This is a genomic window from Streptomyces sp. NPDC041205 (assembly GCF_055591765.1).
The window spans coordinates 470950-494396 of the sequence record NZ_JBVIZH010000003.1; the positions used below are offsets into that span (position 1 = coordinate 470950).

Sequence of the window (23447 nt, forward strand, 5' to 3'; positions counted from 1 at the left end):
GGTCTACAAGGGTGCGCACGATTCCGTGGGTCGGCCGTCAGCTACGCCGTACGTCCGGGCGAGCGCGCCCACGGTGGCGGCCATGGCCTGGCGCAGTTCGGCCGGGGCGACGACCTCGACGTCGACGCCGAGCCGGAGCAGTTCGCCGCAGGCGTGGCCGGTGCTCTCGGTCGGGATGACTGCCTCGACCCAGCCGTCGTCGCCGACGGGGGTCGCGGTGGCGTCGACGGCCCGCGCCACGTCCGGGGTGACGTTGTCGGGCAGGCGGTGCCGTCCGCGCGGGGACAGGCGGATGGTGGCGGTGCCGGTGTGGCGGCGGCTCTGGAAGTCGTCGAGGTAGGAGGCCCAGTACGCGCCCAGGTCGAAGTCCCGGGGCCGGTCGAACCGTTCGTCGGTCAGGGTGGCGTCGAGGACCTGGGTGACGCGGTAGGTCGCGGTCCGTCCCTCCGCGGCGGCCACGAGGTACCAGGTGCCGGATTTGAGGACGAGGCCGTACGGGCGCAGGCGACGGCTCACTTCCTGCGGCGCGCGCCAGCGGCGGTAGCGCACGTCCACCGCGTGCCGGGCGAGCACCGCGTCGACGAAGAGGGGCAGATGGGGCGTCTCCTCGGGCTCCCGGTACCAGCCGGGAGCGTCCACGTGGAACACCGCCGCGGTCCGCGCCGCCTCCTCGCGCGGCCCCGCGGGCAGTGCGGCAAGCAGCTTCAACCGGGCGGCCGTCACCTCCGCCGCGAGGCCCAGCTCGGCGGCGGGGCCGGGCAGTCCGGCGAAGAACAGCGCCCGCGCCTCGCCCTCGCTCATCCCGGTGAGACGGGTGCGGTAGCCGTCGAGGAGTTGATAGCCACCCGTGCGGCCGGGCTCCGCGTAGACCGGGACCCCGGCGTCCTGCAGCCGCGCCACGTCACGGTAGGCGGTCCGCACGGACACCCCCAGCTCCTCGGCGATGGCGCGCGCGGACACCCGGCCACGGGACTGGAGCAACAGGAGCAGCGACAGCAGGCGACCGGCGGACATGGACACATTCTGCTCGGAAACTCGGAAACACTGACAGGCCCTGGCACACGGCTTCCCTACGGTCGGCGCATGCGCACCCAACAGGAGCCCGCCGTGCCCCCTCATGCCCCCGTCAGCCCTCCCGCCGTCGTCGAGCTTCGCCAGTACACGCTGCGGCCAGGACGGCGCGACGAGCTCATCGAGCTGTTCGACCGGGAGTTCGTCGAGACCCAGGAAGCGACCGGGATGACCGTGCTCGGCCAGTTCCGGGACCTCGACGACCCCGACCGCTTCGTCTGGCTGCGCGGATTCGAGGGCATGGAGACACGCCACCGCGCACTGACGGCCTTCTACGGCGGCCCCGTCTGGGCCGAGCACGGTCCCCGGGCCAACGCCACCATGTCCGACTCCGACGACGTCCTGCTGCTGCGCCCCATATCGGAGGCGAACGGTCTCACCGCCTCCCCGGCCGAGCGCCCCCGCGCGGGCGCTCCCGCACCGGACCGGTTCGTGTCCGCCACCGTCTGGTCCTTCCCGCCCGGGCGGCCCGACGGCCTCGCACTGGTCCAGGACGGATTGCTCCCCGTCCTCCGCGAGACGGGCCCCGCGCCGCTCGCCGTCCTCACCACCGAGACCGCGCCCAACACCTTCACCAGGCTGCCGGTCCGCACCGGCGAGAACGTCGCCGTGGTCCTCACCTCGTACCCGGACGAGCGGGCTCGGCGCCGTCACGTCGCCGAGGTACGGGCCCATCCCGTCGCGCGGGACGAGGTCCTGCCGGGCATCGAGCGGAAACAGATCGCGGCGCCGCGGGTGCTCCGGCTCGCGCCCACCGGCCGTTCGCTCATCCGCTGATCCCGGTGTCCGGCCCGTCTTCGGTGTCCAACAGGCCCTCGGCGCCGCCGTCGAGGAGCTTGGCCATCTCGGTCGAGCGGGGAAGCATCGTCGCTTTGTGGGCGCGGACGGCGTCGTCGACGGTGGCCGCTTCGGCGAGGGCGAGTTCACCGGCGTCCAGCATGGCGAGGTTGACGCCGACGCCGAGCGGCGGCATGAGGTGGGCGGCGTCGCCGAGGAGCGTCACCGTGGGGTCGTGCGCCCAGGTGTGCGGCACCGGCAGGGCGAGGATCGGGCGGTCGACGTAGGGGCCGTCGTTGTCGGTGATCATCTGGCGCATCAGGGGCGACCAGTGGGCGTAGCGCTCCAGGAGCAGGGCGCGGATGCCGTCGGTGTCCCGGGGCGTCAGGCCGCTCGCGCGGATCCAGTCGACCGGGACGCGCTGGATGGGGTGGGCGCGGATGTGGTCGCCGCCGTTGCGCTGGGCGAACACGGCACGCTCGCCGTCGGCGGCGTGGGCGCCGCCCGGGCCGACCAGGTCCGCGATCTCGGGGTGCCGGTTGTCGACGTCGTCGAACCACGCCTCCAGGAAGCTCACGCCGGTGTACGCGGGCGTCGCGGGGGAGACGGCCCGGCGGACCCGGGAGAAGGCGCCGTCGGCGCCGATGACCAGGTCGGCCTCGATGGGGGTGGCGTCGGCGAAGTGCAACCGCCGCGGCCCCTCGGCGGGTCCGCTGACGCGCTCCAGCGCCTGGCCCCACGGTGCCGGGGCCCCACTGCACGGTGCCGGGCGTCAGGGAGCCGAGCAAGAGGTCGCGCAACCGCCCCCGGTCGATCTCCGGCTTGAACGTCTCGCCGGGCGCCGGGACCTGGTGGGACGTGCGGGTGCCTGCCGGGGCGAGCAGGCGCGTCTCCTGGCCCTCGGGGCGGGCGAGCGCGAAGAACTCGTCCAGCAGCCCGGCCGCGCGCAGGGCGATCTGGCCGTTGTCGGCGTGCAGGTCCAAGGTGCCGCCCTGGTCACGGGAGTCGGGGGGGCAGAAGGACCACCGGGCCGCGGTCGAGGCGGTCTTCGACATGCTGGCGGGCGGCTGGCAGCCGCCCGCCAGGACGTCCGCGTAGCGCGGTCAGGCGCGGGTCAGTTCCGTGGCGCCGAAGGACACGTCGAAGCGGTCGCACCAGATGGTGACGCTGCGGTACTTGTCGAGGTCGACGTCGGCGGGCAGCGGATAGTTCTGGTCACCCTTGTTGCCCTTGAGCTCGCCCAGGCTGACGTGTCGGCCGTCGTCGAAGACGTGCCAGCCGTCCTTGCCCGGCTTCACTTCCACGTCGCTGAGCCAGACCCGCAGGGCGGGGCCGTTGCTCGTCTCCAGGTCCGTGAGGCGCAGGACGCGGGTGCCGTCCGCGAGGCGCAGGATCCGGACCGAGCCGCTGGTCTCGTGCTCGTGACTGATCAGCTTCCCGGTGGCCAGCTCCTTCGGCCCGGCGTCCGCCCCGCCCCCGGCCACCCCTGAGGGCGGCACGGACGCCGCGACGGGAAACGGGTCCCGTACGGTCTCGTCCACCCACAGCTTCCACGGCTGGAACCAGTACAGGCCCACTCCCGTGAGCACCACGCCCGTGAACAGCGCGGTGATGAACCACGGTTTGCCGAGTGTGCGCCGCAGGCGTCCCATGTCGTGCCTCCGTAAGGGATGGAAAGGTGTCTCTGTCCCTGTACGACGTCGGCGGGGTGCCCGGAACTCCCGGAATCAGATGACGAAAGTCTTACGTGACCTGGCGAGGTGCCGAGCCGGGCCGCTGTGCCCCCGTGCTGACGGCGGTGGCCTCGGGCGGGGCGATCCGGCGCAGCAGGTAGCCCGCGGCCAGGGCCATGACGAACATCTCCACCGCGTACACCGCCGACGGGATGGCCATGCGGGTGCTGTCGAGGAGGGAGGGGCTGAGGGCGATGGCCATCGACAGCGTGGTGTTGTGCATGCCGATCTCGAAGCAGGTGGCGACGGACTGCCGGTGGTCGCCGCGGGCGAGACGGGTCGCCCCGTACCCGACGGTGAGGGAGATCGCGGCGAAGAGGAAGGCGACGTGTCCGACGTCGGCGAGGTAGCCGAGCACGTTCTCCCGCTCGCTGACGACCGCGGCGATGATGACGCCGACGAGCGCGGTCACCGCCGTCGCCTTGACCGCCTGCGTGGAGCGCTCCGCGAAGTTCGGATGACGTCGGCGGACCAGCATGCCCGCCGAGACCGGCACCAGCACGACGAGGAAGACCTGGAGGGTCTTGTCGAAGCGCAGTCCCAGCGCCTCGTCCGTGCCGGACATGAAGTGGTCGAGGGACAGGTTCACGACGATCGGCAGCGTGACGACGGCGACGACCGAATTGATGGCGGTGAGCGTGACGTTGAGGGCGACGTCGCCGCCGAAGAGATGGCTGAAGATATTGGCCATCGTGCCGCCGGGGGAGGCCGCGAGCAGCATCATGCCGACGGCGAGCGCCGGGCTCAGGCCGAAGGCGAGGACCAGGCCCAGACAGACGGCGGGCAGCAGCACCAACTGGCAGCAGAGGGCGACGGCAACGGGCCGCGGATGGGCGGTGACCCGGCGGAAGTCGGCCACGGTCAGGCCGAGCCCGAGGCCGAACATGATGACGGCGAGGACGGCGGGCAGCAGGAATGTGGTCAGGGACGAGTCCACACGGACAGGCTCCAGCAGGCGCATGGGAATGTCCACGTCCATGCGGCGGAAGCCTGTCGACCGGTTTCGGCGCCCGGCACATCGGGGGCGGGGCCGCCGTCCCCGCCCGCACGCGCGACGGCCCGGGCCCGGATCCGGCGGGAGTGCCGGGGCCGGGCGCGGGCCGTTCGGTGGCCGGGGCGGACCCGGCCGAAGTGGTGGCCGGGGGTGAGCCCGGCCGGAGTGGTGGCCGAGGGGGGCTCGGTCACCGTGGGGGACGGCGTCAGAAGTGGCGGTGCACCGTGCGGCGCCGGAAGTACAGCACGCCGCCCGTCACACCCGCGGCCACCAGGGCCCCGCCCGCGACCAGCGTGATCGTGCCGTAGTCCTCGACCGCGCCGCCGATGCCACCGCGCACACCGCGCGCGGGAGCCGTCGTCGACGAGGTCGTCGCGGTCGTGCCGACCGTGACCGACTGCGAACCGGCCGCCGAACCGTCCTGACAGAGCACCACCACCGTATGGGTGCCGGCACTGACACCCGACCAGGAGGCACTGCCACCGGTGAGCTGGGCCTGCCTCCCCGAGGCGAAGCTGGCGTTGCCGCCGCTCATCAGCGCGGCCTTGCCGCCGTTGGGACAGGCAGCCGTGGTGACCTGCACGGTCGACCCGGTGACGGTCACATTGATCCCCGGCCCCGCGACCGCCGCGGGGGCGGTCAGTGCCAGCGGGAGTGAGATGGCGGCCACGGCCAGTCCGGAGCGGAGCGATATCTGAGTAGTACGCATGCGTCTGCCCTCCGGTGGCACGGTTGGCGGTACGTCCCGTGCGCCGCCGGAATTGGGAAACGCCCGTGCTACCTGACGACGAGCCAACGCGGCGTCAGCCCGGACCGCATGCGGACTGCCCCCGGGCAGGTGACGGAGTCCATCGTCCGGCCGAGAGCTGACCCCCTTTCAGGGGCGTGCCCGGCGTGCCAGGGGCGTCCCGGCCGGCTGACTCGATGTCACCCGGGGGAGCGTCACCACGACGGCCCCGACCGCAGCATCCGGTCCCGGACGAGCAGCACATGCGGATTGGCCGCGGCGCCCGGCCGCTGCGCGAGATAGCCCGTGTTGATCGGCGGGTCCTCGGGCAGCAGCAGCGGCACCAGGGCGCCCGAGGCCAGCGCGTCCAGGCACAGATAGCGCGGCAGCACGCTGATGCCCGCCCCGGCCGCCACCGCCGAGAGCACCCCGCGCAGGTCCGGCACGGTGATCGCGGGCTGCTCGGTCAGGCGCTCGCCGAAGACGTGCCACCAGTACCGGCGGGCGATGGGCAGGTCGTCGGCGTACGCGACGATCGGCACCCCGCGCAGCGCGGCCGCACCCTCGGCCGCGACCCGTCGCGGGCCGATGCGCTCCGCCCACTCCGGCGAGGCGACGAGCACGAACTCCTCGTCGGCGAGCGGCACCGCGCTGAACGTGCGCCCGCGCAGCCGCAGCGTGGAGATCACCAGGTCGAAGCGGCCGGCGCGGAGCCCGTCGAGGAGTTCGTCGGTGAGGCCCATGGTGACCCGCAGGCGGACCCCCTGGTCGGTGAGCGGTGCGAGCGCGGGCAGGACACGGGCGCACATCAGCTCGGCCGGTCCTGCCAGGTGCACCGGGTCCGGGCGCTTCTCGGCGGCGAGCGGGCCCCGGTCGGCCACGGCGGCGAGCGCGTCGATCGGGGCCGCCACCTGGGTGGCCAGCTCGTCGGCGACGGATGTCGGGACGGCGCCGCGCGGCCGTCGCTCGAACAGCTCCCGGCCCAGTTGCTGCTCCAGGGATCGGATCTGCGTCGTCACCGTCGGCTGCGAGAGGCCGAGCACCCGCGCGGCCGCCGTGAACGAGCCGGAGCGGTGCACGGCGAGGAAGGTGCGCAGCAGGGACAGGTCGAGCGGCGCCCGCCCTGAGCTCGTGCCATTGGAATTTCTATGGGGCATACCGGAGATCGTATTGGAACTCTATGGCTAGGCGGCCTACCTTCGAACCACCGGCGACCTGACGTTCTGTGTACGGAATGTCAGGGCGTCACGCAGACAAGGCGTCACCCGAGACACGGACAAGGCGTCACCCGAAACAAGGAGAGGGCTATGGCGAAGATCCTGATGGTGGTCACCGGCTCCGACGTATGGACGCTGGCCGACGGCACCGCGCACCCGAGCGGCTACTGGGCCGAGGAGGTCGCGGCCCCGTACCAGGCCTTCACCGCGGCCGGGTACGACGTCGTGGTCGCGACGCCCGGCGGCGTCGAGCCGACGATGGACCCCGCGAGCCTCGCGCCCGAGCTGAACGACGGCCAGGAGAACGCCGACGCCATCGCCGCCCTCCTGGCGGGCGCCGCCGAGCTCAAGCAGCCCGTGGCACTCGAGGACGTGCGGCTCGACGACTACGCCGGGGTGTTCTACCCGGGCGGCCACGGCCCGATGGAGGACCTCGCGGTGAACGCCGTGTCCGGCGCCCTCCTGATCGCGGCCCTCGCGTCCGGCAAGCCCCTCGGCATCGTCTGCCACGGCCCCGCCGCGCTGCTCGCCACCGCCGACGTCGAGGGCGGCTCGCCCTTCGCGGGCCGGCGCGTGACCGCGTTCAGCAACGCCGAGGAGACCCAGGCCGGGTTCGCCGACCGCGCGCCGTGGCTGCTCCAGGACCGGCTCGTCGCCCTCGGCGTGGACTTCCAGGAAGGCGAGCCGTGGGCGCCGCACATCGTCACCGACGGCAACCTGTACACCGGCCAGAACCCGGCGTCGGCCGCCCCGCTGGCCGCCCGGATCGTCACGGCGCTGGGCTGAGCCATGGCCAACGACCGGCTCACCGACGTCCTCGACGCGACGTACACGTGCCTGAGCAGGTACGGCGTGCGGCGCACCACGATGGACGACATCGCGGGCGAGATGGGTGTGTCCCGGTCCGCGGTCTACCAGTACGTACGCGGCAAGGACGACGCGGTCCGGCAGCTCGCCCGGCGCCTGCACGACCGGGCGCTCGACCGGGCCGCGGCGGCCGCCACCGCCGACGCGCCGCCCGCCGAGCGGATCCACGGCATCCTGGCCGCCAAGCTCGACCTGGTCCTCGACCTCGTGGGCGGGGCGGGGCACGCCGCGGAACTCCTCGACGCCAAGGCGCGCCTGTCCGGGGACATCTGCGACGCGTTCACCGACCGGATCCGGGAACTCCTGACCGAGCAGTTCACCGGGACGGGAGTGGCGGCCGTGCCCACGGGACCTGCCGGGGGCCCCCGGACCGCCGCCGCCACGCGCACCCGCGTCGAGGCCACCGGCACCGCCCCCACCCCCGCCGAGGCCGCCGACACCCCCCTCACCCCCGCCGAGGCCGCCGACATCTGCCTCGCCCTCGTCATCGGCCTGGAATCCGTCCCCGCCGCGGCGCACCTGCTGTGCCCCGCCACCGACGCCCTGCTCACCGGGCTCCTGCCCGCACCCGAGTCACACTCCTGAGGACCTCATGAACGACAGCGCCGCCCCCACGAACGCCCCTGCCCCCGAGGACCCCGCCGCCCTCGTGGCCCGCCTGCGCGCCACCTTCCGCACCGGCCGCACCCGCCCCCTCGACTGGCGCGTGCGTCAGCTCACCCGGCTGCGCGACCTGCTCACCGAGCACCGCGAGGACATCGCGGACGCCCTGCACGCGGACCTCGGCAAGCCCCGCGCGGAGGCCTACCGCTCCGAAGTCGACTTCAGCGTCCGGGAGATCGACCACACCCTCGACCACTTGGAGGAGTGGCTGAGCCCGCAGTCCGTCGACGTCAGCGGCGTCTTCGGGGAGCGGGCCAGCGCGGGCACGCAGGTCGACCCGCTCGGTGTCGTCCTCGTCATCGCGCCGTGGAACTACCCCGCGCAGCTCCTCCTCGTGCCCGTCGCCGGGGCGCTCGCCGCGGGCAACGCCGTCGTCGTCAAGCCCAGCGAGATGGCGCCCGCCACCTCCGCGGTCATCGCCCGGTTGCTGCCGCGGTACCTGGACACCGAGGCCGTGGCCGTCGTCGAGGGCGGCGTGCCCGAGACCACGGCGCTGCTGGCCCAGCGCTTCGACCACATCTTCTACACCGGCAACGGCACCGTGGGCCGCATCGTGATGCGCGCCGCCGCCGAGCACCTGACCCCCGTCACCCTCGAACTCGGCGGCAAGTCACCGGCGTTCGTGGACACCGGCGTGGACGTGCCGGAGGTCGCCCGGCGCCTGGCCCAGGCCAAGTTCGCCAACGCCGGGCAGACCTGCGTAGCGCCCGACTACGTCCTCACCGACCCGGCTACCGCCCGTGCCCTGGAGGCCGCGCTCACGGAGGCCATCGCGCAGCGGTACGGGGCGGACCCGGCGGCGTCGGACGCGTACGGCCGGATCGTCAACGAGCGGCACTTCGACCGGCTTTCGGGGCTGCTCGGCTCGGGCCGCCTGGTGACCGGCGGGCAGACCGACCGGGCCACGAAGTACATCGCGCCGACCGTGCTCGGCGGGGTCGAGCCCGATGAGCCCGTCATGCGCGAGGAGATCTTCGGCCCCGTCCTGCCGATCGTCGAGGTCGAGAACCTGGACGAGGCCATCGAGTTCATCAACGACCGGGACAAGCCGCTCGCTCTGTACGCGTTCACCGAAGCGGACGTCACCCGCGAGCGGCTCGCCGCCGAGACCTCGTCGGGCGGGCTCGGCTTCGGCCTGCCGATGGCTCATCTGTCCGTCCCCGAGCTGCCGTTCGGCGGCGTCGGCGAGAGCGGGCTCGGCGCCTACCACGGCCCGCACTCCATCGCGACGTTCAGCCACCGCAAGGCGCGCCTGGACGTGCCGCTGTCCGCCTGACCCGCCACCGTCCCCGACGGCCTGGTGTCACCCTTCCTCGGGAAGCGGCGGCACCAGGCCGTCGGCGACCAGGCCCGCGTAAACGGCCTGCCCGAGCGTCTGGACGGCCGACTGCGGCCGCACCATCACCGTGAACTCCTTGATCCGTCCGTCCTCGTCGAAGTGCAGCAGATCGATGCCGTGGATCTCCTTGCCGGACACGGTCGTCCGGAACAGCAGCACGGCCGACGCCGCCTCGCTCCCGTCGGTGCTGGTCTGTGCCGCGCCCTCGTAGGACCCGACGTACCGGAAGTCCTCGAAGAGCCGGAGCAGCACCCCGAAGAGGCCGACCACCATCTCGCGGCCCTCGAAAGGCTGGAACTTCACCGGGCTGTAGAAGCGGATGTCCGGTGTGAACAGGTCGTCGAGCGCGGCCAGTTCACGCTTCTCGACGGCCTCGCGGAAGCGGGCGACGGCGTCGCGGGCCGCGGCGGGGGTGGCATCGGCGGACGGTGCGGTGGCCATACGGACCTCCATAGTCAAGAATCTGAGTAGTCAGATTGATGACTATCATGGCGGCGCGGCGCCCGGAAGGGAAGACTGCGCGAGGGCGCCCGGAGGGAAAAGACCGGAGCGGCACGGGGTGAGAGGGAGAAGGCGGACATGGCTCTGCGGCACGCGGTGCTCGCGGCACTGCTCGACGGCGAGTTCAGCGGTTATCAGCTGGCCAAGGGCTTCGACATCGGCGTCGCCAACTTCTGGCACGCGCTGCCGCAGCAGCTGTACGCCGAGCTGTCACGCCTGGAGAGCGACGGCCTTGTCTCCGGGCGCGAGGTGGTGCAGGACGGGCGGCCCAACAAGCGGATGTTCCGGGTCACGGACGAGGGCGTCGCCGAGCTGGAGCGCTTCGCCGCCGCGCCCGCCAAGCCGTCGTTCATCCGGGACGACCTGCTGGTCAAGGTGCAGGCGGTCGACGGCGTCGACGCGGCGCCGGTGATCGCCCAGCTCCAGGAGCGGGCGGCGGTCGCCGAGGCCAAGGCGGAGGTCCTGGGGAAGCTGCTGCGGCGGCTGCGCGGGGAGCGGGACGAGGAGGAGTTCCTGCTGGCGGGGCAGCGGATCGGGCCGTATCTGACCTGCCAGCGCGGGCTCGCCTTCGAGCGCGAGACACGGGAGTGGTGCCTGCGGACGGCGGAGCTGCTGGTGCGGCGGCAGAGTGCGGGGGCCCCTTCGGGGTCGGCGCGCGGCCGCCCGGCCGGGTGATTCGGCTCCGTCCGGGTGCCCCCGCACCCGATCGGCGTCCGGTGCGGGGGTGGCTTTCGTGGTCGGCCGCCCGGGTCAGTTCAGGCGGGCCTTCGGCGGCGTCCCGTAGAAGGTGATGGGCGGCCAGCCGCGCTTGGCGGCGAGGTCGTTGAGGGCCTCCGCGATGTCCGTGGGCGTGACCTCCTGCTGCCCCGAGCCCTCCTCGATCCGGACGCTGAAGGTCATGGACAGCTCCGCGTAGCCCGAGCCGTGCTGGACGCGCCCGCTGAACTGCGTCCCCGGGTCGAACGCCACCGCCGACTGGCTGCCCTCGGCCGCCTGGGCGCTCTGCGCGGCCGCGGCGCCGCTGTTGTCGTCCGCCTGTGCCGTACCCGCGGAAGCGAGTACCGCGCCCGCTGCGGCCGAACCCGAGTAGCCCAGCAAGGACCGCCTGGAGACTCCGGACATGTTCCCCTCCTGATCGATACGGGCCTCCCCCCTGGGGACCCGCGGTGATCATAAAGGCCGAAACATCCCCATGGAGCGGAACGAGATCACCTACTTCGGGCCGCTCCGCGCGGTGGTGACGGTCCGTTCGGGGGAGTAGCGACCCCAGGTGCCGTCGGGCAGCTTGGCGCGGAGCTTCACGCGGTGCGTCTCGCCGGACTTCCTGCCGATGTAGAAGCTGTGCTTCGCCCTGCCCTGGGGCGCCGTGCCGCCGAACACCAGCGAGGTCGCGCTCTTGCCGTCCAGATGGATCTGATACTCCGTCACCGCGCCGCCGGTGTGCGGGGGTTTCCAGGTCAGGTCGATGTAGTACGCCCCGTCGCCGGCCCTGTGTGTCCGCGCCCCGAAGTCCGCCGGGGCGGTGGCGCGCCCGCCGCCCTTGCCCGCGGCGGTCCTGACCCGCACGGCGGGGCTCGCGGCCGAGAAGTTGTCGGCGGCGTCGCGCGCCTTCACCGTGAACGTGTACGTCGTGCCCGGCCGCAGGCCCGTGATCAGCGTGTCGGTGGTGCCCCCGCCCACGCTGTGGATCTTCGACGTGCCCTGGTAGATCTCGTACGAGGCCACGCTGCGGTTGTCCTTCGACGCGCCCCACGCCAGGGTCGCCGCGCGCCCGCCCTGGGCCTCGCCGCGCAGGGTGCGCGGGCGGGACGGGGCCTTGCGGTCGGCGGCGGTCGCGGCGGGCGTGGTGACCCGCAGCTTCTTGCTGTCGGGGCTGACGTTGCCGTCGCCGTCGCGGGCCCGGACGGAGAAGGTGTAGGTGGCCTTGGGCTTGAGGCCGGTGATGTCCACCATGTGCTGGTCGGCGGGGACGTCCTTGACCTTGGCGGTGCCCCGGTAGATCTCGTAGCCGGTGACGTCGGAGCCGTCGGTGGTGCTGTTCCACATCACGTGCACGGACGTGGCGCTGCCCGCCTGCACGGTGAGCCCGCGGGGCGCGGAGGGCGGCCGCGTGCTCTTGCCGTCGTCGCCGCCCCAGGCGCAGGAACTCACTCCGAGGACGGCCGCGGTGACGGTGAGACAGGCGGACATCAGGGGGAGCCGGTGGTGGGGCGGGTGGGGGGTCCGTCGCACGGTCGTGCCTTCCACTCGACGCAATTGGTCCGGACCAATTTGACAGGGGTGACGGGGGCACATCAAGAGGTGGGGTGGAACGGGGATGCGGGGAGGGACCCCCGTCGACCCCGCGCCCCCTCACACCTTCCGGTACGCGTAGGCCTCCCGCGCCGCCGCCTCCACCGCCGTGATGTCCGCGCCCGCCGACGCCGTCACGACCGCCGCCACCGCGCCCTCCACGAAGGGCGCGTCGACGAGGCGGGCGCCGTCCGGGAGTTCGTCGCCCTCGGCGATGAGGGCCTTGACGGTGAGGACGGCGCTGCCGAGGTCGACGAGGATCGCGACGCCCGCGCCCCGGTCGACCCGGTGCGCGGCCGCGGCGATCAGCTCGGAGCTGGTGCCGAGGCGGCCGCCCTCCGTGCCGCCCGCGGCCGCCACCGGCGCGGTGCCGCCCCCGGCGAGACCCGTCGCGAGCGTCGCCACGGACTCGGCGACGGGCCCGCTGTGGGACACGAGCACGATGCCCACGAGCTTGCCGTCGTCACTCATGTGTCCGTCCTTCGCCGCTCGTGCCGCCGGGGCCTTCGCCGCTCACGCTGCCGTGGCCTTCGCCGCTCGTGCCGCCGGGGCCTTCGCCGCTCACGCTGCCGTGGCCTTCACCGGGCGTGCTGCCGTGACCCTCGCCGCTCACGCCGTCGTGGCCTTCGCCCGCGGAACCCCTTCGGTCAGGCATGCCCCGCCCCCTCCGCGGTCTCGGCCAGTGCCTCGAACAGCAGGGCCGACGACGTGGCCCCCGGGTCCTGATGGCCGATGCTGCGTTCGCCGAGGTAGCTCGCCCTGCCCTTGCGGGCCTGGAGCGGTGTGGACGCGAGGGCGCCCTCGTGGGCGGCGGCGCGGGCCGCGGCGAAGGACGTGGGGAGCGCGTCGACCGCAGGGACCAGGGCGTCCAGCATCGTCTTGTCGCCGGGTGCGGCGCCGCCGAGCGCGGCCACCGCGTCGACGCCGGTGCGCAGGGCGTCGGCGAACTCGGCCTCGCTGACCTCGGCGGCGTCGCCGAGCGTCTTGCCCGTGCGGCGCAGCAGCGTGCCGTACAGCGGTCCTGACGCGCCGCCCACGGTGGAGATCAACCGCCGTCCCGCCAGGGTCAGGACGGCGCCCGGGGTGTCCGGGGCCTCCTTCTCCAGGGTGGCGGCGACGGCGGTGAAGCCGCGCTGGAGGTTGCTGCCGTGGTCGGCGTCGCCGATGGGCGAGTCCAACTCGGTGAGCCGCTCCGCCTCGCGGTCGACGGCCGCGGCGGCGGTGGTCAGCCAGCGGCGGAAGAAATCGGCGTCGAGCACGGGAACTCCTTGCGTTGTCGGTGCGCCGGGCCGCTGGGCCCGGGGTGATGGTGTGCGGGACCGGTGCGGGGCCGGACCGGCGGTCACATGCCCCAGCGCAGCCCCGCGGTGCGCACGGGCGCGTCCCACAGCCGCAGCAACTCCTCGTCGACCCGGCAGAGCGTCACGGAGGCGCCCGCCATGTCGAGGGACGTCACGTAGTTGCCGACGAGGGCGCGGGCCACGGGGACCCCGCGCTCGCGGAGCACGCGCTGGACCTCCGCGTTGAAGCCGTACAGCTCCAGGAGCGGGGTGGCGCCCATGCCGTTGACGAGGACGAGGGCCGGGTCGTGCGAGGCGAGGTCGTCCAGGACGGCGTCCACGGTGAAGTCGGCGATCTCCCGGGACGTCATCATGGCGCGCCGCTCCCGGCCCGGCTCGCCGTGAATGCCGACGCCCAGCTCCAGCTCACCGGCGGGCAGGTCGAAGGTGGGGGAGCCCTTCGCCGGGGTGGAGCAGGCGCTGAGGGCGACGCCGAAGCTGCGGGAGTTCTCGTTGACCCGGCGGGCGACGGCCTCGACGCGCTCCAGGGGCATGCCCGCCTCGGCGGCCGCGCCCGCCAGCTTCTCCACGAACAGGGTCGCGCCGGTGCCGCGCCGCCCCGCCGTGTACAGGCTGTCGGTCACCGCCACGTCGTCGTTGACGAGGACCTTGGCGACCTGGATGCCCTCGTCCTCGGCAAGCTCGGCGGCCATGTCGAAGTTCAGCACGTCACCGGTGTAGTTCTTCACGACGAACAGCACACCCGCGCCGCTGTCCACGGCCGCCGCGGCCCGCACCATCTGGTCCGGCACGGGCGAGGTGAACACCTCACCGGGGCACGCGGCCGACAGCATCCCCGGCCCCACGAACCCGCCGTGCAGCGGCTCGTGCCCCGACCCGCCGCCCGACACCAGCGCGACCTTCCCGGCGACGGGCGCGTCCGCCCGCGTGATCACCCGGTTCTCCACATCGACGGTCAGCTCCGGATGCGCCGCCGCCATCCCCCTGAGCGCGTCCGCGACCACGGTCTCCGCCACGTTGATGAGCATCCTCACGGGTACCTCCTGGAGAGATTTGCGGGCGTGCCCTTGACCTGCGTTTACCGAGGCCAGAGCACACATGGCGGGTTGATCCCGGCAGGGGCTGCTTTGGCTGCATGGACTCCGGCGGAAGCATCTCCACGTTCTTCCGCTCGCGCAAGGACCCGATGCAGTACTTCTGGGAGCAGTTCAAGTGAGACCGCGTGAAGGTGATCTGGCCTCGCAATTCCAACGGGTGGCCCGGGCGGCGTCGCACGCTCCCGGCACGAGGACAGCAGGAGTTCGTGGACGAGGTGCGGGAACTGCTGAGGTTCAAGGGCGCTGTGATCGCCGGCCGAGCTCTCCCGACGTGACCGTGGGCTTGTGGCTGGATTTGCAGGTGCTCCCTTCCCCGCCTCCCGGTCAGGCGGTATTCCTTCGGTGTTCCTTGCCGAGGCGCAGGGGCGGCCCAGGGCAGGGAAGGGACACAGCGATGACGCATGCGCGGCACTACGGCCAAGGAGACCTGGAGAGCGCCGAGCCCCTTGTGCCGTCCGCCCGCGGCCAGACGGAGATGACCTCGTTCGACGAGGTGTACGACCAGCCGGACCCCAGGCGCTTCTTCCGCCTCCTGGGCCATTGGGACTATCAGACGCCTCGCCATGCGCAGGGGGTGTTCCGGCGCCTGGCCGCCGCCCGCAAGGGAACCGCCCGCACCGCCGCCCCGGTCACTGTGCTGGACATCTGCTGCTCGTACGGCATCAACGCGGCGCTCCTCAACCACGACCTCACCCTGGAGGACCTGTATGCCCACTACACGTCCCCGCGGGCCGCAGAGCTCAGCACGGCGGAGCTGATCGAGTGGGACCGTGCCTATTACGCGGCTCATCGACGTCCCCACGCGCACCGGGTGATCGGGCTCGACATCGCCGCGAACGCCATCTCCTACGCTCTCGCTGTCGGTCTGCTGGACGACGGCTTCACCGAGAACCTCGAAACGGCTCCGCCCACCCCCGCTCCTGCGGGCCGCGCAGCCGGCCCGTCTGGTCACCGTCACGGGCGGAGCGAGCTTCCTGTCCCCGCGCACCTTCCAACCGCTCCTCGCCGCCGCTCACGAACCGATGTGGATCGCGGCGTTCGTTCTGCGTACCGGCTCCTACCGCCCCATCGCTGACGGGCTTGCGCCGTACGGCCTCGTCACCGAGAGAGCGGCTGCTCCGAGCTATCCGCAACGCCGCTTCACCAGCGCGCATGAGCAGCGGTATGCCATCACCGCGGTGATGGCCGCCGGTGAGGATCCCCGGGGCAAGGAGACCGACGGCTACTTCCACACCGCACTGCACCTGTCACGACCCGCGAAAGACGCCGCAGCCCTTCCGCTCACCCATTTCACGTCTGAGGACGTCCCCACTGGTAGTTGGGCGAAGACAGGGATCTGCGCCCCGGTCACAGCCGGAAGTTCCGGTGGCACCACAGGAACAGGTCACGGGACTCCTGGAGCCACTGATCGGCCATGCCCCTGAACGCGTTCTGTGTCGACCAGCAGGCGAGCGGCAGCGTGCGGATGCCCATCAGGTACGGCTGCTGGTCGGCGCCGGCGAGGTCGCAGACCGACAGCATGGGGGCAAGCCGCTCGATGTTCCAGGCGTTGGCGGCCGCGGCGGCCAGGGCCAGTTGGTCCTCCGTGAGGTAGCGGTCGTCGGTGACCGTCACCAGGAGCATGTCGTTGCTGGTGATCCTGAAGGCGAGCCGGATCTTCCGCTCGGCCTCGGGATGCTCCAGCTCCAGGCCGACCGAGGAAGCGTCGGCCTCGTAGGGGCGGCGCTGCCGGGTCATCCAGCCGTTGACCAGGCGCCGCCAGTGCACCCTCAGCTCGAGCGGCTTCTCCGGGGCGGGCTCACCTGGCATCGCGTACCGCCTCCCGCAGCATCCGAGCGTTGAGACCCGCGTCCAGGAGCGCCGCGACCTCGGGTGGCAGCCGGCGAGTGTGCGGAGTGTCCGGGGGCGGCGGCGCGTCGGCCACCCGTACCGGAGCGCTGTCCCAGGCGAGCCAGGCGGCACCGGTCGCCACCGCGAGTTCGGGCTCGGAGACGGTGAGCACCGGCTGTCCCGAGCGCTCGGCCAGCAGGTCGCCGACCATCGGCAGCCGGGAGCTGCCGCCCACGGGCACGATCAGGTCGAGGTCCCCCCACTCAAGGCCGTGCGTGCGCAGGACTCGTTCACACTCCTCGACCGTGTCCGACAGCATCGGTCGTATGGCCGCTTTCAAGTCGGCCTGCGTCAACGTGACCTCGACCGGGGGATCCAGCATCGTCAGCAGATCGGAGTGCTGGGAGGAGACGGACAGCTGATGCTTGAAGGTGGTGCACGCCTCGGCCAGCAGGATCGCGCGCCGCAGCACCCCGGGGTCGTCGGAGCCCGCGGCGGCCTGCCGCAGCTCCGCCACCGCCTCGGGGCAGCGCTCCTGGACCAGGGCGAGCACGGCCCGGTCGATGGCGATCCCCCCTGCGTCGGCGAGCCCGCCGGGCGAACCGAGCACGGCGAAGCCCTCTGTGCTGCCCTGGGCCACCGCCAGGTCGAAGGTGCCGCCGCCCAGGTCGTAGACGAGGACGGTGCGGTCGCGGTCCATGCCGTGGTCGTGCAGGGCGTACACCGTGGCGGCCACCGGCTCGGTGCGCACCTCGACGACCTCCGGCGGCAGCCCCGCCGCCTCGGCGGCGGTCAGCATCAGCTCGCGCCGGTTGCCCTCCCAGGTCGCCGGCACTGTGATCACCACACGGGAGGGAGCGGCACTGACCGCGGCCCTGGCCTGCTCCACGAGGAAACCGAGCACCTCCGTCGTCAGCTGCACGGTGGTGAACCGGCGCTCACCGAGCTGATGCGGGAACGCCTCGCCGAACTCCCTCTTGAACTCCGCCCGGAACCGCTCGGGACGCCGCAGGCGTGAGTTCAGCGCGGCCTGCCCCACCACGGTCGAACCGTCGGGGAGCAGGCACACGGCGCTGCGCACCGACGTGGCGCCGAACGGGCTCACGGGATCGCGCACCGGGAGCGGTGGACGGCCCGGGCGCAGGATGACCAGGGCGGAGGTCCAGGTGCCGAAGTCGATGCCGTAGACCGGCCCGGAACCGGCACCGCCGCTGTTCACGGCGCGTCGAACTGGGTGGGGTCGAAAGCGGCGCCCAGCCCGTCGGCCGTCGCGCTCTCGGCGTCGGCCTCGTGGGCCGCGGGCGCGGTCGGCTCGGTGCCGGCCGGGTCCTGCGGAATGGCGTCCGCGGCCGTGGCGTCGCCGGACGCGGTGTCCTTGGTGACGTCGACGGCGGGGCGGGCCGAGGCGGCTCCGAGGGCGGCGTCGGCGACGGCACCGACGGCCAGGTCCGCGGCGATGTCCTTCGCCGCGGCCGCCCCGGGCCTCCCGGGTGGCCGGAGCCGGGGGCCCGGCGCGGGCGCGGGCACGGCCAGTCGCTCCACGCGGGCGCGCAGCCGGTCGAGTTCGCCCTGCAGGCCTCGGTAGCTCTGCTGCCGGGCCTGCAGCTCGCCGCGCCGCCTGGCCAGGTCCGCCTTGGTCTGCCCGGTCGCCGCCCGGAGCCTGCGGGTGGATTCCGTCAGGGATTCCTGCTGGGCCGCGAGCTGGGCGTTCAACTCCGCCATCAGGGACTGGGTGAAGTCGGCGTAGGTCTGGTTGAAGGACTCCGTGGCGTGCCGGCGGCTCGCGGCGATCTCCTGGCTGACCAACTGGAGCAGCCGCGCCGCGCGTTCACGCTCGGCGCGCTCACGCAGATCCTGCCGGTGGTTCCTGACCCCGTGCACGAACCCCATCGTTCCCAGCCCCAGGAGCAGCGCGATACCGCTGAAGGGCTCCACGAGAGCGACCACACCGCCCGCGCCGATGCCCGCCATCCCGGTGGACCAGCTGGCCCGGAACTGGTCGAAGAACCGGGCGGGGCGGACGTTGAGCGGGACGGTGGGCACCGCGATGGCCGGGGTGAAGGGCGGCTTCGAGACCTCGGGCGAGGTGAGTTGCAGGCTGGTGCGCTCGGCGAACTCCCTCATGATCGCCACAGCCGTCGCGGCCAGCTGGTCGTGCGCGGCGGCAAGGGCCTTGAGCATGTCGGAGGCCACCTCGCCGACCAGTTCGTCCGCCCCCGGGTCGGCGCCGGCGGTCACCTTCTCCTGATACTGGCGCAACGCCGTGTCGAAGGCGCCCTGGAGCGCGGTCCGGGCGGGCCGGGTGTCGAGGTCGAAGCGGCGGCGCAGTTCCGTGCGCCACTCCGCGCCGCCCGCGGACAGCTCCCCGAGCCTGGCGGTGGTCTGCGCCACCTCACGGCGGATGCGCTCCAGGGACTCGTCCGACTCCAGCGCCGCCAACTCGTTGACCAGCGGGGAGCCCGCCGTCGCCACGGCGTCGCACAGGCCGTCCAGGGCCCGTCGAAGCTGGACCGCGCCGCTGGTGGTGGCAAGGCCCTCCCACAGCGCGTGGCCCAGCTCGAAGAAGCCGGAATCGGCGAGGAGCTGGTCGTCGGTGCGGTCCCTGAGCCACTTGAGCTTGCGGAAGGCGGAGACCGGGACGATCACCAGGCTGTCGGCCGGGCGGCCGGTGCGCGCGGAGATCTTCTCGCGGGCACCGGCGACCACGGGGGAGGCGTCCCTGACCTTGTCGGTCTTGGTGACCGTGGTGATCACCACCTCGCACTTCTCCAACGCCCGGTCCAGGAAGTCCAGTTCGTAGGTGGCCAGCGGCTCGATGGCGTCGCACACGAAGACCAGGCCGTCGGCCCGCTCGAGGAAGGAAAGGGTGGCCGCGGTGTGTTCGGGGTTGACGCTGCCGACACCGGGCGTATCGATCAGGACGAGCCCGCTCTCCAGCTCGGGTACCGGGGCCTGGATCTCCACCAGCTGGACCCGTTTGTGGTTACGGGGGTTGCCCTGCTCGGTGACGAACTCCGGCATCCGGTCGAGGCCGACCTCCAACCGCTGGACGGCCCCCCGGCCGCCGTCCGGGGCACTCAGGTGCACCACGGCCCGCTCACGGGGGCCCCAGGCGAGGGTGGACACCACGCACGTGGCCACGTCCACGTCCACGGGGAACAGACCGCGCCGTTCCACCAGGGCGTTGAGCAGCGTGGACTTGCCGCGCTTGTACTCACCGGCGACGACGACATGACATGTGCCCTGTTCCAGACGGGCCTTGGACTGCGCCAGAAGCTCCCGCTGCCGGGGACCCAGCTCACCGGACAGCTCCGCGGTGAGCTTCGGGAACGCGGCCAGAACGTCCGAACGCAGGCGGCTGAAGGCATTGTCCTGCATGGTGGTTCACCCTTCGTCGGGCAGATGCCGGCGCAGAAAATTGGGGGCGAGCTGTCGGTAGTAAGGCGTCAGGGACGGTTCGATGAGCAGGCTCAGGAGGCTGCTGAACTGCCCGTCCCACTCGTTGCCGGGCTGCCGCCCGCGTGCGAGGCCGTCGAACAGCTCGTCGTAGAGATGGAACAGGCGGGTGCGCAGATCCCGGTAGGCCCCGGTGGTCAGTTCCGCGACCGCGGGATGCGGGAAGCGGCCGACGGGACGTGACCACTCCGCACGCGAGCGGTGCGGCTCCTTGAAGCGCAGGTCGGTGTACTCGACCAGGCGCCGCGTGGACCAGTTGAGCACCGCCGTGGCGAACGGCGGGAAGAGGTCGGCGCCGCCGGCCGGATCGGGACGCAGGACGAACAGCGGCAGGCGGGCGTAGACCTGGGGCACGCCGTCCTGGACGACCGGCACGGGCAGCGGCCAGCCGATGCCCGCTTCCATGGGAACGAGCTGGCGAAAGGCCCGAGTGCGGCGGAACTCCCGGCACAGCGCTTCGGAGCGCGGAACGGAAGGGTCGTCCTTGGCGTCGTCCAGCGGGACGCCGGGGCCGTCCGTGGCGTCGCTCAGCGGGACGCCGGGGCCGTTCGTGGCGTCATTCATAGGGCGTGCCGCCTTCCTCACTCGCCTCACTCGGTTCCGGCTCGCCGGGCAGTACGTAGGCGACGACCTCCTGGGGACGCAGCAGCGCCTCGCCCCACAGGTAACCCGGCCGCACCGTCTCCGCGATGGCGTCGCAGCGCAGCCCCGAGGGGGCGTCACGGGTGGCCACCACGCTGTGCCGCGCGGGGTCCACGGGGCCGGAGTCCTCGACGGGGACGACGCCGGACGCGGCAAGGGCGGCCAGGACGCTGCGCCGCACCCAGTCCAGGACGGGCTCTGCGGGCGGATCGGGGCCCGTGGTCAGCCCGGCGAGCCGGTCCAACAGCGCGATGAGCGGTGCCGCTGACGCCGGGACGGGCGGCTGCGTGGCCGGTCGCTGAGTGCCCTCGTCCTCGGCCGTCATGGACGCACCGCCTGCGACGAGCCCGCGGCGACGAGGAGATTGCCGGAGTCCTGCCAGGCGCCCATGAACTCGTCAAGGGGTACCTGCAGGCCCTGGCCCTCGGGGTGGCCGGAGTCGTTGAGGACGACCATCGGGTGCGCCGGGTCGCTGTTGTCGATGCCGGTGACCCATACGGCGTGGTTGGCGTCCTGCCCGGGGATGCCCGACGTGTCGCCCACGGCGGTGTCGTCCCCCGGGCCGTGTCCGGGCGTCCAGATCTCGTCCGCGTCCAGGCCGACGATGGCGGCCCCGCCACCCGCGAGCACCCCCTCCAACTGCTCCAGGGACGCACCCTCCACGTGCCGCACCGGGACGCCGTGCCGCTCAAGGAGGTTCCCCAGGTCGTCCGGCGCGGTGCCCGTCCCGTCGAAGCCGTCCTTCGCGGCGGCCTCGGCGATGAGTTCCTCCTCGCTGATCCGCTGGCCCGTCAGGTACTCCAGGACCATGCCCTGGGCACCGATGGCACAGGCACCCTCGCCCTGGTGCTGCTGCCACACCCCCATCGCCTCGCCCGGGTCGCCGAGGACGGCACCCGGATCGCTCCGGGCGGGGTCGAAGTTCGCCAGGCCGGGGTCGCCGTCAGGAGCGGGGTCGGCTGCCACGGCCGCTGCCGGGTCGTCGAAGGGGTACCCCGGATCTGCCAGGTCCGTCGATTCGTCGCCGGGCGCGGCGTCCACCTCCGGTGCGATGCCGGGGTCGACAGCGGGGTCGTACGCGTCCCAGCTCATGGCTCGCTCCCTCCGCCGTCCTGTCCGGTCGGCATGTCGTCCCCGTACAGCAGCGTCCGCGCACGGCCGACGAGGTCCGCCACGCGTTCGTACGAGCGCAGCACCACCCGCGCCACGGTGAGCGTGGGCCGGTCGAGCAGGGGATCGCCCGCGCGCGCGGCCCAGTGGCCGACGTGGCCGCGGGCGGTCGCGAGCAGCACGTCCACCGGGGTGCCGGGCGGCAAGCCGAGCCGGGCGGCGCAACTGGTCCCCAGCTCTCCGGTGACCGCGAGCAGTTGGGACTCCTCCCGCGCCGTCAGGCTCAGCCGCCCGCGGTAATGCGCGCCCAGCGCGGCGAGTTCGGAAGGACCGGGGTCGGTCACCCGCATGCTCTCCAGGAGATCCGCGACCTGGTCCGCGACCGCGGGCGGCCGCCGCCCGGCGCGCTGGGCGGCGGCCCGCAGCCGGGCCACCTCGTCGGCGATCTCCCGCTGGCCGTGGTCCAGCTTGATCAGTGCCGCCCGGTTGCCGAAGTGCCGCAGGACCAGCGCCCGCAGTTCGGTCACCCCACTGCGTTCGAGGAGTGCCCGGCGCACCGCGTCCTCGCCGAGGCCGTCCCGGAGGTACGCGCAGGCCAGGAACACTCCCCAGGCCCCCAGGCGGTCCACCAGAGTGGCGCGGACTCCCGCGGGCACGGGCAGGTCCGGATACTCGCGTACGCAGAAGAGGTTGACGTCCTCCATGCGGTCCGCCAGCCGCCGCGGCGGCACCTTCGCCAGGTCGGCCAGCGGGTCGAAGCCGTTGGCCGCCATGCACTGTGCCCCGGCCCCGAGCAGGCCCGCGACCGGGACGACGGTGCGGAACACCCGCTGGACGGAGGGCCGTTCGAGGTAGGAGTCGGCGATGCGGCGGGCGGTCGCCATCGGGTCGTAGCCGTACGGGTCGGCGGGCATGCCGTCGGCGTCCGTCTCGCCCACCGGCGGCCAGTACTGATCGCTGCGGGAGAGCACTCCGAACGCCTTCAGCGGGCTGACCACCTCCCCGTAGGTCCCGGCGAAGGAGTCCACCGCCTGCTGGTCGGCGCGGCCAAGGCCCCGGCTGAAGACGAAGACGACGGCGTCGGCCCGGTCCATCTCGGCCGCGCTGTCGGCGTGGACCGAACGCGCGTCCTGCCCCAGCTCGTTGAGGACCCGCGCGGCCTCGTCGCGCTCCACCGGGTCGTCGATGCCGAGGAAGGCGAGGGTGTTCTCGGCGTCGGTTCCGTGCACGCTGCCGAGGCCGGGGGTGTCCACGAGCCGGAAGCGGCGCAGCAGGGCACTGGGCCGCCCCACCTCCACCTTCCGCACGGAGCGCAGCAGACGAAGGCCGCCGGGGTCGCGCGCGGTCAGCCGGGACAGCGCCGCGGGAGCCCACTCCTCCGGCGCCCGGCCGTCCTTGAAGTGGACGAGCAGCCGACGGCGTTCGGCATGGTGGAACTCGCAGACGTTGAACGTCAGCTCCAACTGCCCGGTGTCGGAGACCTCCTCACCGAGCAGCGCGTTCACCAGCGTCGACTTGCCGCGCTTGATCTGTCCGGCCACGGCCACCCGCATCGGCTGCGCCAGGCGGGCCCGGGCGGCGCGCACCACGACCGGTAGGTTCCCGGCCTCCGGGTCGCCGGGACCCACCGCCCTGGCGATCCGGTCGAACACCTCGCCGTGGGGCGACGCGGGGTCCGGCAGGTCGGACATGCCCTCACCACCCCGCGGCTGTGCCATGTGATCCCCCGAAGCCGGCCCGGGGTCGAGGCTCGTCCCGTGCGCCGGCCAGTCCAGGGTGGCAGCCCAACGGATCGCGGGGGAGGGGTTGTCGGGAACTGTTCCCGGCCTG

The 23447-nt window shown here is 72.9% G+C and carries 25 protein-coding genes and 1 pseudogene; 6 read left to right on the forward strand and 20 right to left on the reverse strand.

Annotation, left to right across the window (positions count from 1 at the left end):
- Window positions 1–3: 3 nt before the first annotated feature.
- Window positions 4–1014 (reverse strand): helix-turn-helix transcriptional regulator, encoded by a 1011-nt coding sequence (locus ACZ6BG_RS16375; RefSeq protein WP_469001405.1) that lies wholly within the window; start codon window positions 1012–1014, stop codon window positions 4–6.
- A 69-nt stretch (window positions 1015–1083) separates the two neighbouring features.
- Between ACZ6BG_RS16375 and ACZ6BG_RS16380 the strand changes: the two genes are divergently transcribed.
- Entirely contained in the window at window positions 1084–1848 is a 765-nt protein-coding gene (locus ACZ6BG_RS16380) for an NIPSNAP family protein (protein WP_469001407.1), read from the forward strand.
- On the opposite strand, the pseudogene ACZ6BG_RS16385 reads toward ACZ6BG_RS16380, so the two are convergent.
- The 5 genes and pseudogenes from ACZ6BG_RS16385 to ACZ6BG_RS16405 all read right to left on the reverse strand — a co-directional run.
- A pseudogene (locus ACZ6BG_RS16385) lies at window positions 1838–2858 on the reverse strand (FAD-dependent oxidoreductase); the annotation flags it as partial. The gene ACZ6BG_RS16380 and the pseudogene ACZ6BG_RS16385 sit on opposite strands and share 11 nt — an antisense overlap.
- A 93-nt stretch (window positions 2859–2951) precedes the next feature.
- On the reverse strand, window positions 2952–3500 hold the full coding sequence (locus tag ACZ6BG_RS16390) for a DM13 domain-containing protein (RefSeq protein ID WP_469001409.1): 549 nt from the start codon (window positions 3498–3500) through the stop codon (window positions 2952–2954).
- Between the two features lie 91 nt (window positions 3501–3591).
- The gene (locus ACZ6BG_RS16395) at window positions 3592–4560 is read right to left on the reverse strand and encodes a bile acid:sodium symporter family protein (protein ID WP_469001411.1); all 969 of its coding nucleotides are present in this window, start codon (window positions 4558–4560) and stop codon (window positions 3592–3594) included.
- Window positions 4561–4780: 220 nt separating this feature from the next.
- Window positions 4781–5284: a hypothetical protein gene (locus tag ACZ6BG_RS16400; RefSeq protein WP_469001414.1), complete on the reverse strand. Its 504-nt coding sequence runs from the start codon at window positions 5282–5284 to the stop codon at window positions 4781–4783.
- A 233-nt stretch (window positions 5285–5517) separates the two neighbouring features.
- Window positions 5518–6459 (reverse strand): LysR family transcriptional regulator, encoded by a 942-nt coding sequence (locus tag ACZ6BG_RS16405; RefSeq protein WP_469001417.1) that lies wholly within the window; start codon window positions 6457–6459, stop codon window positions 5518–5520.
- 150 nt (window positions 6460–6609) lie between these two features.
- Here ACZ6BG_RS16405 and ACZ6BG_RS16410 point away from each other — a divergent pair, with 150 nt between their 5' ends.
- The 3 genes from ACZ6BG_RS16410 to ACZ6BG_RS16420 are packed head-to-tail and all read left to right on the forward strand — an operon-like array spanning window position 6610 to window position 9325.
- Entirely contained in the window at window positions 6610–7305 is a 696-nt protein-coding gene (locus ACZ6BG_RS16410; RefSeq protein WP_469001420.1) for a type 1 glutamine amidotransferase domain-containing protein, read from the forward strand.
- A 3-nt stretch (window positions 7306–7308) separates the two neighbouring features.
- Window positions 7309–7971 carry a TetR/AcrR family transcriptional regulator gene (locus ACZ6BG_RS16415; RefSeq protein ID WP_469001423.1) on the forward strand — a complete coding sequence of 221 codons (663 nt, stop codon included), beginning with the start codon at window positions 7309–7311 and terminating at the stop codon, window positions 7969–7971.
- A 7-nt stretch (window positions 7972–7978) separates the two neighbouring features.
- Window positions 7979–9325, forward strand: coding sequence for an aldehyde dehydrogenase family protein (locus ACZ6BG_RS16420; RefSeq protein ID WP_469001426.1), 1347 nt, complete (start codon window positions 7979–7981; stop codon window positions 9323–9325).
- A gap of 27 nt (window positions 9326–9352) precedes the next feature.
- Here ACZ6BG_RS16420 and ACZ6BG_RS16425 read toward each other — a convergent pair whose 3' ends face one another.
- Window positions 9353–9829: a nuclear transport factor 2 family protein gene (locus ACZ6BG_RS16425; RefSeq protein ID WP_469001429.1), complete on the reverse strand. Its 477-nt coding sequence runs from the start codon at window positions 9827–9829 to the stop codon at window positions 9353–9355.
- 138 nt (window positions 9830–9967) lie between these two features.
- On the opposite strand from ACZ6BG_RS16425, the gene ACZ6BG_RS16430 reads away from it, so the two are divergent.
- Complete coding sequence (locus ACZ6BG_RS16430; RefSeq protein WP_469001432.1) at window positions 9968–10564, forward strand: PadR family transcriptional regulator; 597 nt, start codon at window positions 9968–9970, stop codon at window positions 10562–10564.
- A gap of 75 nt (window positions 10565–10639) precedes the next feature.
- Here the strand turns inward: ACZ6BG_RS16430 and ACZ6BG_RS16435 are convergent, their stop codons facing one another.
- The 6 genes from ACZ6BG_RS16435 to dhaK all read right to left on the reverse strand — a co-directional run bounded on the left by ACZ6BG_RS16435 (window position 10640) and on the right by dhaK (window position 14516).
- Window positions 10640–11011 (reverse strand): hypothetical protein, encoded by a 372-nt coding sequence (locus tag ACZ6BG_RS16435; protein WP_469001437.1) that lies wholly within the window; start codon window positions 11009–11011, stop codon window positions 10640–10642.
- A gap of 90 nt (window positions 11012–11101) precedes the next feature.
- On the reverse strand, window positions 11102–12121 hold the full coding sequence (locus tag ACZ6BG_RS16440; protein ID WP_469001440.1) for a fibronectin type III domain-containing protein: 1020 nt from the start codon (window positions 12119–12121) through the stop codon (window positions 11102–11104).
- Between the two features lie 120 nt (window positions 12122–12241).
- Window positions 12242–12652 carry a PTS-dependent dihydroxyacetone kinase phosphotransferase subunit DhaM gene (locus tag ACZ6BG_RS16445; protein ID WP_469001442.1) on the reverse strand — a complete coding sequence of 137 codons (411 nt, stop codon included), beginning with the start codon at window positions 12650–12652 and terminating at the stop codon, window positions 12242–12244.
- On the reverse strand, window positions 12645–12836 hold the full coding sequence (locus ACZ6BG_RS16450) for a hypothetical protein (protein WP_469001446.1): 192 nt from the start codon (window positions 12834–12836) through the stop codon (window positions 12645–12647). Before ACZ6BG_RS16450 ends, ACZ6BG_RS16445 begins: the two co-directional genes overlap by 8 nt.
- Entirely contained in the window at window positions 12829–13440 is a 612-nt protein-coding gene (gene dhaL, locus ACZ6BG_RS16455) for a dihydroxyacetone kinase subunit DhaL (RefSeq protein ID WP_469001448.1), read from the reverse strand. Before dhaL ends, ACZ6BG_RS16450 begins: the two co-directional genes overlap by 8 nt.
- 83 nt (window positions 13441–13523) lie before the next feature.
- Entirely contained in the window at window positions 13524–14516 is a 993-nt protein-coding gene (dhaK, locus tag ACZ6BG_RS16460; protein WP_469001451.1) for a dihydroxyacetone kinase subunit DhaK, read from the reverse strand.
- A gap of 457 nt (window positions 14517–14973) precedes the next feature.
- Between dhaK and ACZ6BG_RS16465 the strand changes: the two genes are divergently transcribed.
- Window positions 14974–15654, forward strand: coding sequence for a hypothetical protein (locus ACZ6BG_RS16465; protein ID WP_469001454.1), 681 nt, complete (start codon window positions 14974–14976; stop codon window positions 15652–15654).
- Between the two features lie 272 nt (window positions 15655–15926).
- Here the strand turns inward: ACZ6BG_RS16465 and ACZ6BG_RS16470 are convergent, their stop codons facing one another.
- From ACZ6BG_RS16470 to ACZ6BG_RS16500, 7 genes are read right to left on the reverse strand one after another with little or no spacing between them, the layout of a single operon-like run.
- Complete coding sequence (locus tag ACZ6BG_RS16470) at window positions 15927–16388, reverse strand: hypothetical protein (RefSeq protein ID WP_469001458.1); 462 nt, start codon at window positions 16386–16388, stop codon at window positions 15927–15929.
- Window positions 16378–17628, reverse strand: a complete 1251-nt coding sequence (locus tag ACZ6BG_RS16475; protein ID WP_469001461.1) for an Hsp70 family protein — start codon at window positions 17626–17628, stop codon at window positions 16378–16380. The genes ACZ6BG_RS16470 and ACZ6BG_RS16475 overlap by 11 nt, the downstream gene beginning before the upstream one ends.
- The gene (locus tag ACZ6BG_RS16480) at window positions 17625–19787 is read right to left on the reverse strand and encodes a dynamin family protein (protein ID WP_469001464.1); all 2163 of its coding nucleotides are present in this window, start codon (window positions 19785–19787) and stop codon (window positions 17625–17627) included. Before ACZ6BG_RS16480 ends, ACZ6BG_RS16475 begins: the two co-directional genes overlap by 4 nt.
- 6 nt (window positions 19788–19793) lie before the next feature.
- Complete coding sequence (locus ACZ6BG_RS16485; RefSeq protein WP_469001466.1) at window positions 19794–20429, reverse strand: hypothetical protein; 636 nt, start codon at window positions 20427–20429, stop codon at window positions 19794–19796.
- Window positions 20422–20832, reverse strand: a complete 411-nt coding sequence (locus ACZ6BG_RS16490) for a hypothetical protein (RefSeq protein WP_469001468.1) — start codon at window positions 20830–20832, stop codon at window positions 20422–20424. The genes ACZ6BG_RS16485 and ACZ6BG_RS16490 overlap by 8 nt, the downstream gene beginning before the upstream one ends.
- A complete protein-coding gene (locus ACZ6BG_RS16495) occupies window positions 20829–21599 on the reverse strand; it encodes a C39 family peptidase (protein ID WP_469001472.1) in 771 nt (256 codons plus the stop codon). Before ACZ6BG_RS16495 ends, ACZ6BG_RS16490 begins: the two co-directional genes overlap by 4 nt.
- Window positions 21596–23308: a GTPase domain-containing protein gene (locus ACZ6BG_RS16500; RefSeq protein ID WP_469001476.1), complete on the reverse strand. Its 1713-nt coding sequence runs from the start codon at window positions 23306–23308 to the stop codon at window positions 21596–21598. Before ACZ6BG_RS16500 ends, ACZ6BG_RS16495 begins: the two co-directional genes overlap by 4 nt.
- Between the last annotated feature and the right edge of the window lie 139 nt (window positions 23309–23447).